Here is a 9,579-nt window from a genome sequence, read left to right as displayed (position 1 = left end):
CATCTTGGCCATGAACCGTTCCTCCGATCAAGGTACTGACCTTATAACGCGCGAACTGAAGGTCGGTTGTCATGGATTAAGTAAACCTCAATAAGGCTAAACGGAACATGCCCGCTCAATGGCCCCGGGTGGTGTCGCTGTCAGAGGAGGAAGCATTTTCGTTGCCGCCGCCGCTTTGCGGACTATTGTCATCCGGTTCGTCGAACATCTCCTTGCACGGCGGACTCAGCTCGTCATAGTGCGCTTTCATGCACGCTTCGATTTTTGCACGGCTGGGGATCTCCGCCGCGCAAAGGCGGAATGCGTCGCCGCGGCAGGCTTTTTCCTGCTCCTTGCGGCTGGCGGCGTGCGCGGAGCCGGCCAGCACGGCAATGCACAGGAGCGGAATCGCGAAGGGAGCACGCATGGCGGTTGCGACGGAAAGGGCGGACATGAATTTCCCGTGACGCTCGCACGTTTCGCGCCAGCCCTCCGGCAACGCGATCCGCTACGCTTCGGAGCGGATCGCAATGGCCTGTTGCGTGTGATGCGGATGCCGATCCGGAACTTTGCCGCATGAAAGTTCTCTTCAACTATGCTTGTTATTCCACCGGAGTCGCGGCGGCGGGACGCGTGGCCGCGGCGCTCACCACTTCTTTTCCTGGAGCCACAAATGCAGCTAGGCATGATTGGGTTGGGCCGGATGGGTGCGGACATGGTCCGCCGGCTGACGAAGCACGGTCAGCAATGCATCGCCTTCGACGTGCAGCCGGACGCGGTGAAGCGGCTTGAACAGGAAGGCATCGGGGGCGCCACGTCGCTCCAGGATCTCGTCGCGAAGCTCGAAAAACCGCGCGCGATCTGGCTGATGGTGCCGGCCGCCGTGGTCGACAAGACGCTCGATGCGCTCGTGCCGCTGCTGGAACCGGGCGATATCGTGATCGACGGCGGCAACTCGTACTATCACGACGACATCCGGCGCGGCAACGAACTGGGCGCGCGCAAGCTTCACTATGTGGACGTCGGCACGAGCGGCGGCGTGGCGGGCCGCGAGCGCGGCTACTGTCTGATGATCGGCGGCGAGAAGCAGGTGGTCGAGCACCTGCAGCCGGTGTTCGCCGCACTCGCGCCCGGCGTCGGCGCGGCCGTGCCGACACCAGGGCGCCGCAAGGACGCCGGCACCGCGGACCAGGGCTTCCTGCACTGCGGGCCGCAAGGCGCGGGGCACTTCGTGAAGATGGTCCACAACGGCATCGAGTACGGCATCATGGCCGCCTACGCGGAAGGGATCAACATCCTGCGCCATGCCGACGTCGGCAAGCATACGCAGGAGGTCGACGCGGAAACCACGCCGCTGCGCAACCCCGAGCTGTACCAGTACGACTTCGATCTCGCCGAAGTGACCGAAGTGTGGCGGCGCGGCAGCGTGATCGGGTCGTGGCTGCTGGACCTGATTGCCGGCACCTTTGCCGACGACGTGGAACTGAACGACTTCACGGGCCGCGTATCGGATTCGGGAGAAGGGCGCTGGACGGTGGATGCCGCGATCAACGAAGGCGTGCCGGTGCCGGTGCTGAGCGCGGCGCTGTTCGCGCGCTTCAGTTCGCGCGGCGAAGCGGACTTCGCGAACCGCGTGCTGTCGGCGATGCGCCGCGATTTCGGCGGCCACGCGGAAAAGGCCGCGGTGATGCAGGGCCATCTGCCCGCGGGCGGCACGAAACAAAGCTGAAAGCAGGGCTAAAGCAGAGCTTAAGCGGACGGGGCTCGTTTATCGCGAGCGTAGAACACGCGCGGCACGAGCGGGCCGCGCGCCTTTCATCTTCATTGCAGTGGAAGCCGGAGCGAGGAACGCCGAGATGAACGCACCCCATGACGTCGTCTTCCTGTTCGATGTCGACAACACGCTGCTCGACAACGATCACGTGCTGTCCGATCTGCGCGCGCACATGATGCGCGAGTTCGGCGAAGAGAACAGCGCCCGCTACTGGGACATCTTCGAGAACCTGCGCGCGGAGCTCGGCTATGCCGACTATCTCGGCGCGCTGCAGCGCTACCGGCAGGAGCGTCAGGACGACTGCCGGCTGCTGCTGATGTCGCAGTTCCTGATCGACTATCCGTTCGCGAACCGCCTGTATCCGGGCTCGCTGGATGTCTTGCAGCACGTGCGTCCGCATGGTCCGACGGTGATCCTGTCGGATGGCGACGTGGTGTTCCAGCCGCGCAAGGTCACGCGCTCCGGACTCTGGGGCGAGGTCGAAGGACGGGTGCTGATCTACGTGCACAAGGAAACGATGCTCGCCGAAGTGGAGCGCCGTTTTCCGGCGAAGCACTACGTGATGGTCGACGACAAGCTGCGCATCCTTGCCGCGATGAAGAAGATCTGGGGCGAGCGCCTGACCACGGTGTTTCCGCGTCAGGGCCACTATGCGCTGGATGCGCGCGAGATCGCGAAGTATCCGCCCGCCGATATCACGATCGAGCGGATCGGCGATCTCGCTGGTTTCGATCTGGCGTCGCTGACACGCTAGCGACGCCCGTCGCCTAGAAGCGGTAGGTGACGCCCAGCTGCACGACCGGGTACCAGCGGTACTTGTCGATCTTGTTGCTGAGCTGCTGCTCTTCGTCGGCGATGTCCTGCTGCGAAACGAGCTGGCTGTAGACATCCGGCACGCTGTACGACACGTGCGGGCGGCCATATGCAACGCCCAGGTCGGCCGTCAGACCGAAGCCCTTCGTCTGCTTCTTGTGGCCGTAGCCGATGCCGAGATACGGCATCACATGCGGCATCGTTGCCGTCGCCGACGGCGCGCCGCCGATTGCCGGCACGTACTCGTTGCCGATCTTGTAGTTGCCGTCCGCGTTCGGCACGGCGTGCGCGTCGAGCGTATCGTCGTTGATCAGCGCGCCCGCGGTCACGCGGAATGCGCTCGATGCAAACGGAAACAGGTCGAGATACAGACCGCCCTGCTTGAGGCTCAGGTGACCGTCATACTGGTTGTCGTCGACCGTCACGCTGTGCGAGAAGCCGAAGCCTTCCGCGTCCAGGTGCAGCCCGACGTGCGGGTTGAAATTCCACGCGCCGCCGAGGCCCGCGCCAAGCGTGCCGCCCGTCACATACACTTCCTGCCCGTGTGCTACGCCTGCCACGCACAGGGCCATCGATGCCGCGCACGCCGCACGCGCCGCCAGCTTTATCGAGTTGCTCTTCAAGGTCACCGCGCCTTTCTCCATGGTTATGGGACCTTCCGATGTGTGGACATCCCGTTGATCGACACTGTACGGTTTCGTCAGTCGATTCAATCCGGTGAGGAACGGGGTGTTAGTGCATCAATTCATGCCCGGTGGCTGACGTGCGTGCCCCGCTTGGGTCCGGTTCGACTTTGACATTTTGTCAAAAAGAGACATAATGTCGAAACCATGAAGAAGCTCAGCGAAAACCAGTTGCTGCTGCGCGAGGGCGCGAAGATCGTCGCGGCGCTCGGCGAGACGCTCGCGCCGCTCGTCGAGGTCGTGCTGCACGATCTCACGCAGCCGGACCACGCGGTGGTCGCGATCGCGAACAACCTGTCGGGCCGCGAGGTGGGCGACGCGGCTACCGAAATGGGGCTCGCGCGCATCGCCGACCCGGCCTTTCCCGAAGTCATCCCGAACTACGCGAACCGCTTTCCGGACGGCCGGCCCGCGAAGAGCACGTCGATCGGCCTGAAGAACAGCGCCGGCGAATACGTGGCCGCGATCTGCCTGAACATGGATACGTCGATGCTCGCGGCCGTGACCGCGGGGCTCGGCCAGCTGATGCGCGTCGACACCGCCACGCCGCCCGTCGACGAATCGCTTGCGCCGCGCCGCGTCGACGAAGTCCGCACCGCGCTCGAGCACTTCGCGGCCGCGCGCAACACCACGCCCGCCGCGATGAATCTCGCGCAGCGCCGCGAAGCGATGCGCGAACTATCCGAACGCGGACTGCTCGATCTGCGCCGCTCGCTCTCCGCCGTCGCGCAGACGCTTGGCGTCGCGCGCTCCACCGTCTACACCTATCTGCCCGATCAGGATCGCTCATGACCGCTTTAGCCATTGCTTACGGTGACGTTGCCGCCGCCCACGAACGCATTCGCGGCGCCGCGCATCGCACGCCGGTGCTGACTTCATCCACTGCCGATGCGCTTGCCGGCGCGCAGCTCTTCTTCAAGTGCGAAAACTTCCAGCGCATGGGCGCGTTCAAGTTTCGCGGCGCGTACAACGCGATCTCGCAGTTCACGCCGGAGCAGCGTGCGGGCGGCGTGATCACGTTCTCTTCGGGTAATCACGCGCAGGCGATCGCGCTGTCGGCAAAGCTGCTAGGCGTCAAGGCCGTGATCGTGATGCCGCAGGACGCACCCGCGATCAAGGTCGAAGCGACGCGCGGCTATGGCGGCGAAGTGATCTTCTACGATCGCTATACGGAAGACCGCGAAGCGCTTGGCCGTCGCCTTGCAGAAGAGCGCGGCCTCACGCTGATTCCGCCATACGACCATCCGCACGTGATGGCCGGGCAGGGCACCGCGGCTAAAGAGCTGTTCGAAGACGCAGGCCCGCTCGACATGCTGTTCGTCTGTCTGGGCGGCGGCGGATTGCTGTCTGGATGCTCGGTCGCTGCGCACGAATTGAGCCCCGGCTGCGCGATCGTCGGCGTCGAGCCCGAAGCGGGCAACGATGGGCAGCAAAGCCTGCAAAGCGGTGCGATCGTGCATATCGATACGCCGAGAACGATCGCGGACGGCGCGCAGACGCAGCATCTCGGCAATCACACGTTCCCGGTGATCCAGCAACTCGTGCGCGAAATCGTCACGGTGAGCGACGCGGAGCTGGTTGAAACGATGAAGTTCTTCGCGAGCCGCATGAAGCTCGTCGTCGAGCCGACCGGATGTCTTGCGGCCGCCGCGGTGCTGAACCGCAAGGTCGATATCGCGGGCAAGCGGGTCGGCGTGATCGTTTCCGGCGGCAATGTCGATCTGCTGCGCTTTGCTTCGCTCGTGTCGGGAGGTCAGTCATGAGCGGCATGCGTCTCGTCGATCCTTCTACGATGCGTGCGCCCGCCGGCCACTATTCGCATGGCGTCGCCGCAAACGGCTTCGTGTTCGTGTCGGGGCAATTGCCGGTCACGCCCGACGGCACGAAGCTCGCCGACGAACCGTTCGAGGTCCAGGCGCGCCAGGTGCTGGCCAACGTGAAGGACGTGCTCGAAGCGTGCGGCAGCAGTGTGGGCCGGCTCGTGCAGGTGCGCGTGTATGTGACGGATATCGATCGGTGGGCGCTCTTCAACCAGGTCTACGAGCAATGGATCGGCACCCACAAGCCGGCGCGCGCGGTCGTGCCGGTGCCGGTGCTGCATTACGGACTCGCAATCGAAGTGGAAGCGGTGGCGCTGGCGGGATGAGCTCATGACTTTTCTCGACGAAGCCGACGCGCTGACGCATCGCGGTTCGCTACTATCCGAACAGCGCATGATCGTCGCGTCCTGGGACCTCGAGCAGCAGGAACGTATCGAAGGGCGCTACCTGCCCTTGTCCAGCGAAGCGCGCATCCTGAACGCGGCGCGCGCGCCGTTTCATCTGTCGTATCAAACGGAGCGTGCGATCCATACGGTCCATCTGATCAACGGCATGGGCGTTACGCTAGGCGATTCGATCATCGGCCTCACCGCGCTCGATGCGATCCGGCGCCAGCATCCGCAAACGCGTTTCATCGTTTATCGTCCGGCGCTGGCGCCCGCGTATGTCGAAGCGCTTTATCAGCTGTCGGACGGGGTGGTGATGACGCCGCGCGCGTTGCCGTTCCCGCTGGATGCATTGCCCGCTAGCGAGACCTGCATCGACGTCGGCAATCAGCTGTTCTGGCCGGCGTTCGCGTCGATGCCGATGATCGACTTCTTTCTATGGGCGCTAGGCGTCGAACCATCGACGGTGCCCGTGGAACACAAAAGCAATGACTGGCTGCGCCGGCTCGATCTGCCCGCATTGCCAACTGCGTGGCAAGGCCAGCGCTACGTGCTGTTTTGCCCGACCGCGAGCACGCCGGTCAGAAGCATTCCGGCCGGATTGCATGCGGCGATGGTCGAGCGGCTCTGGCAACGCTGGGGTTTGCCCGTACTCGGGTTTGGCGCGGTCGATCACCCGCGCTATGTGAATGTGGCCGCACTGTCGCCCGATACGGCTTCGTTCCTCGCATGGGCCAAAGGCGCATCGTTCGTGCTGACGGCCGATACGGCCGCCGTGCATGTCGCGGCTGGCTTCGGGGTGCCAACCACTGCGTTCTTCACCACCATCGCGCCGGTGCTGCGGGTCAGGGACTATGCGCTTTGCACGCCGGTCACGCTGCCATTGCCCGATCTCCAGGACATGCATGCAAGCGGGCGGACCCGCGATCTCGAACGGGTCGAAGCGGCATTCCGGAAGCTCGCCGACGACGATATTCTGCTTCCCGAACTGTCTCCGCCTGGGCCGCTTTAGCGACTCGAAATGACCGGATCCGTTTGATGCTGGCCAGAACGCGCTTCGTTCTGTCTCTAACAAGCAACACCTCCCGTCTCCAAAGCGCGCGCCTGCTTTCACCTGCTTTCGAACGACACCGCAGGCGATGCTTTGTGACGATTCCACACGTCAAATACGATTTGACCATCATGAGCGCGGCCCGAAGTGAGACCTGCGCGAGACCTGCGCGAGACCTTCTAAAACACCATTAGTCGCCTTGGTTCAATGACTTAGCACAACATGCGCGACGAGCCGCTGTCGTTTGATCGTCGCTCTGCAAGTCACCGAAGCGTGTTTACCGGCGTTCGTCCCGATCGTTCGAATGCGCGTTAAGTCATGTAAGACCCTTGCTAAAACCTGTTAGACCCATCCGCTTTATTGCGTTTAACGGCGTAAAAAAACTGGATAGATTGCCTAAGGGATGCCAGGCTTTTGTCAAGAACATGGCTGGCATGGCATAGTGCTGCCATTCCCATTTGACAAGGAGGCACTCATGGCCACTCTTGAACAGATCCAGAAACGAATGAAAAAGCTTCAGGCCCAGGCCGAGGTGCTGATCGCCGAACGTGCCCAACACGCGCTCGACCAGATTCGCGAACTGATGCTGAAGCACGGTTTGACGACTGAAGACATCGAAGCCCGTAACAAGGCGAAACGCGAGCGCGCGGCGCGTGTGCGGGCCGGTTTCAAGGCCCCGAAGCAGAAGGGCAAGCTGCCGCCGAAATACCGCAATCCGGCCACCGGCGAAACGTGGAGCGGCCATGCCCGTCCGCCGGCATGGATCAAGGACGTCAAGGATCGCAGCGTTTATCTGATCGATGGCGCGACAGCTGCTGTGAGCAGCGCGGCGGGCAAGACGAAAGCTGCCGCTAAAAAGGTGGGCAGGAAGGTTGCCGCAAAGAAGACCGCCGCTAAGAAGGCCGTGAGCGCCAAAGCGGCAAAGACCGCACGCAAGGCAACTGCAAAGAAAGCCGCCGTCAGGAAAACCGCTAAGAAAACTACCACTGCAGTGGTCAAGAAAGCGGCTGCAAAGAAGCCGGTTGCAAAGAAAGCTGCAACGAACGCCGGGAATGGCGTCAAGCGCGTGGGCCGTCCGCGCAAGGCCGCCGCGCCGGCCGTTGCCAGCGAAGCGCCGGCAGCGACGCCCGCAGCCTGATTTGCAGGCTGATTGCACGCGGGCCCGCGCCGGCGAACCGTTCGGGTTCGTTCCGGCACGGGCCTCGCGCATTGCAATGTCCCCAGCCATCGTATTGGCGATGGCGCATCGAGCAGCCGGCCCTCGTGGCCGGCTGTGTCATTTCCGGCGGGCGATCGTTGTGGCGTTAGCCGTGCGCAAGCGGTGTGCCGCTGCCAGCGCTCGCTGACAAAAGCGTTCATAATCCTTTCGTTCCGTTGCAGACGGTCACGCTTGCGTGCCGTTTGCACTCCACCGTCTTCATCCGCTCTGGTTGCGTTGCGCGGCGACTGTATTGCCTGGGCGCAGTGCAGCGCATCGATGCGGGTTCTTTCGCCAGGCGCGCTAGCGCCGCTCACATGTCACATCACCCTAAAACGTCCCGGCCGCTCGTCATCGCATCCGTGATGGCCGCCTCGGCGATGGTTGCGATCGAAGCGACCATCGTCTCTACCGCAATGCCGCAAATCGTGACCGACCTTGGCGGGTTGCGGCTCTATAGCTGGGTGTTTTCGTCGTTCCTGCTCGCGCAGACGGCCATGACCGTGCTGTTCGGCAAGCTTGCCGATCTGTACGGCCGCAAGCCGACTGTGCTGGCCGGCATCGTGATCTTCCTGGTGGGCTCGCTGCTCGCGGGCTTTGCCTGGTCGATGCCGGCGATGATCGCGTTCCGCCTGATCCAGGGGATCGGCGCGGGCGCGATCCAGCCAGTCACGCTGACGATCGTCGGCGATCTTTACCCTGCGCACGAACGCGGCAAGGTGCAGGGCTATCTCGCAAGCGTGTGGGCGATTTCAGCGGTGCTCGGCCCGATGGCGGGCGGTCTCATCATTCGCGACCTGTCGTGGTCGTGGATCTTCTGGCTCAACGTGCCGATCGGCATCGCCTCGGCGGTGGGCTTCATCCTGCATCTGCACGAACATGAACGCCACGACAAACCGTCGATCGATCTCGCCGGCGCGGCGCTGTTCACGATCGCGATCGGCGCGTTGATGATGGCGCTGACCGACGCGGATTCGGTGGACTCGCAGCGGGCCCTGCTTGAGGGCGCCGTGGCTTGTGCGTGCGCGGTGCTGTTCGTCTGGCAGGAGCGTCGCGCGCCGGACCCGATGATCTCGTTTTCGCTGTGGGGGCATCGACCGATCGCGGCCGCGAATGCGTCGACCTTCTTTGCCGGCGTCGCGCTGATGGGTCTCACGACCTTCCTGCCGATGTATGTGCAGGGCGTGCTGCAACGCTCTCCCGTGGTGGCGGGGCTCGCACTGACGATGATGATGGTCGGCTGGCCCACCGGCGCGACGCTCGCGGCCCGCACGTTCCATCGTTTCGGTCTGCGTCGCACGATGGTGGGCGGCAGCCTGTTCCTGCCGGTGGGCGCGATTCCGTTCGTGCTGCTGCATCCGGGCAGCTCGCCGGTGATGGCCGGGTTCGGCTCGCTCGTGATGGGCCTCGGCATGGGCACGTCGAGCGTGTGCTGCCTGGTGCTGATCCAGGAGATCGTGCAGCCGACCCAGCGCGGCAGCGCGACCGCATCGAACCTGTTCTCGCGCAACCTAGGCAGCACGCTCGGGGCCACCATTTTCGGCGCGGTGCTCAATTACGGGTTGAGTCACACGAAGGGCGTTGCCGCGGTCACGTCGGATCAGCTGAAGGGTCTGCTGGACGGATCCGGCGGCAACCTGAACGCGGATGCCGCGGTTCGCTACGTGCTGCAGCAGTCGTTGCATCTGACCTTCGTCACGCTGCTGTTCGTGGCGCTTGCAATCGTGATTTCGCTGCTGTTCGTGCCCGCGGTAAGACTCGAACGCGTGAAAGAAGTCTCCGCAAGCGAAGCCATTTAAACGCGATCCGGTTTGCATGGTTCAATTCACGCGCGACCCGGCAAACAGGCGGTTATCTGCATTGACGGCTTAGAAA

Annotated in this window: 10 protein-coding genes; 8 read left to right on the top strand and 2 right to left on the bottom strand. The window is 63.6% G+C overall.

What is annotated here, in order from left to right:
• Window positions 1-115 precede the first annotated feature (115 nt).
• Complete coding sequence (locus tag DVS29_RS29575; protein WP_420816176.1) at window positions 116-433, bottom strand: hypothetical protein; 318 nt, start codon at window positions 431-433, stop codon at window positions 116-118.
• A 219-nt stretch (window positions 434-652) separates the two neighbouring features.
• On the opposite strand from DVS29_RS29575, the gene gnd reads away from it, so the two are divergent.
• Window positions 653-1,708: a phosphogluconate dehydrogenase (NAD(+)-dependent, decarboxylating) gene (gene gnd, locus DVS29_RS29570; RefSeq protein ID WP_118184080.1), complete on the top strand. Its 1,056-nt coding sequence runs from the start codon at window positions 653-655 to the stop codon at window positions 1,706-1,708.
• Between the two features lie 127 nt (window positions 1,709-1,835).
• On the top strand, window positions 1,836-2,507 hold the full coding sequence (locus DVS29_RS29565; protein ID WP_118184079.1) for an HAD family hydrolase: 672 nt from the start codon (window positions 1,836-1,838) through the stop codon (window positions 2,505-2,507).
• Window positions 2,508-2,520: 13 nt separating this feature from the next.
• Here DVS29_RS29565 and DVS29_RS29560 read toward each other — a convergent pair whose 3' ends face one another.
• Window positions 2,521-3,210, bottom strand: a complete 690-nt coding sequence (locus DVS29_RS29560; protein ID WP_118184078.1) for a hypothetical protein — start codon at window positions 3,208-3,210, stop codon at window positions 2,521-2,523.
• Between the two features lie 186 nt (window positions 3,211-3,396).
• On the opposite strand from DVS29_RS29560, the gene DVS29_RS29555 reads away from it, so the two are divergent.
• From DVS29_RS29555 to DVS29_RS29530, 6 genes are all read left to right on the top strand, one after another.
• A complete protein-coding gene (locus DVS29_RS29555; protein WP_118184077.1) occupies window positions 3,397-4,041 on the top strand; it encodes a helix-turn-helix transcriptional regulator in 645 nt (214 codons plus the stop codon).
• Entirely contained in the window at window positions 4,038-5,012 is a 975-nt protein-coding gene (locus tag DVS29_RS29550; RefSeq protein ID WP_118184076.1) for a threo-3-hydroxy-L-aspartate ammonia-lyase, read from the top strand. The genes DVS29_RS29555 and DVS29_RS29550 overlap by 4 nt, the downstream gene beginning before the upstream one ends.
• On the top strand, window positions 5,009-5,395 hold the full coding sequence (locus DVS29_RS29545) for a RidA family protein (protein WP_118184075.1): 387 nt from the start codon (window positions 5,009-5,011) through the stop codon (window positions 5,393-5,395). Before DVS29_RS29550 ends, DVS29_RS29545 begins: the two co-directional genes overlap by 4 nt.
• A 4-nt stretch (window positions 5,396-5,399) precedes the next feature.
• Complete coding sequence (locus DVS29_RS29540; protein ID WP_118184074.1) at window positions 5,400-6,467, top strand: glycosyltransferase family 9 protein; 1,068 nt, start codon at window positions 5,400-5,402, stop codon at window positions 6,465-6,467.
• Between the two features lie 514 nt (window positions 6,468-6,981).
• Entirely contained in the window at window positions 6,982-7,644 is a 663-nt protein-coding gene (locus DVS29_RS29535; RefSeq protein ID WP_118184073.1) for an H-NS histone family protein, read from the top strand.
• A gap of 377 nt (window positions 7,645-8,021) precedes the next feature.
• Complete coding sequence (locus DVS29_RS29530) at window positions 8,022-9,503, top strand: MDR family MFS transporter (protein ID WP_118184072.1); 1,482 nt, start codon at window positions 8,022-8,024, stop codon at window positions 9,501-9,503.
• Window positions 9,504-9,579: the final 76 nt, after the last annotated feature.

The organism is Paraburkholderia phosphatilytica (assembly GCF_003443895.1).
In the GTDB taxonomy this organism is placed as follows: domain Bacteria; phylum Pseudomonadota; class Gammaproteobacteria; order Burkholderiales; family Burkholderiaceae; genus Paraburkholderia; species Paraburkholderia phosphatilytica.
The sequence above is the reverse complement of the archived record's forward strand: the minus strand, read 5'-3'. Positions and strand labels throughout refer to the sequence as shown.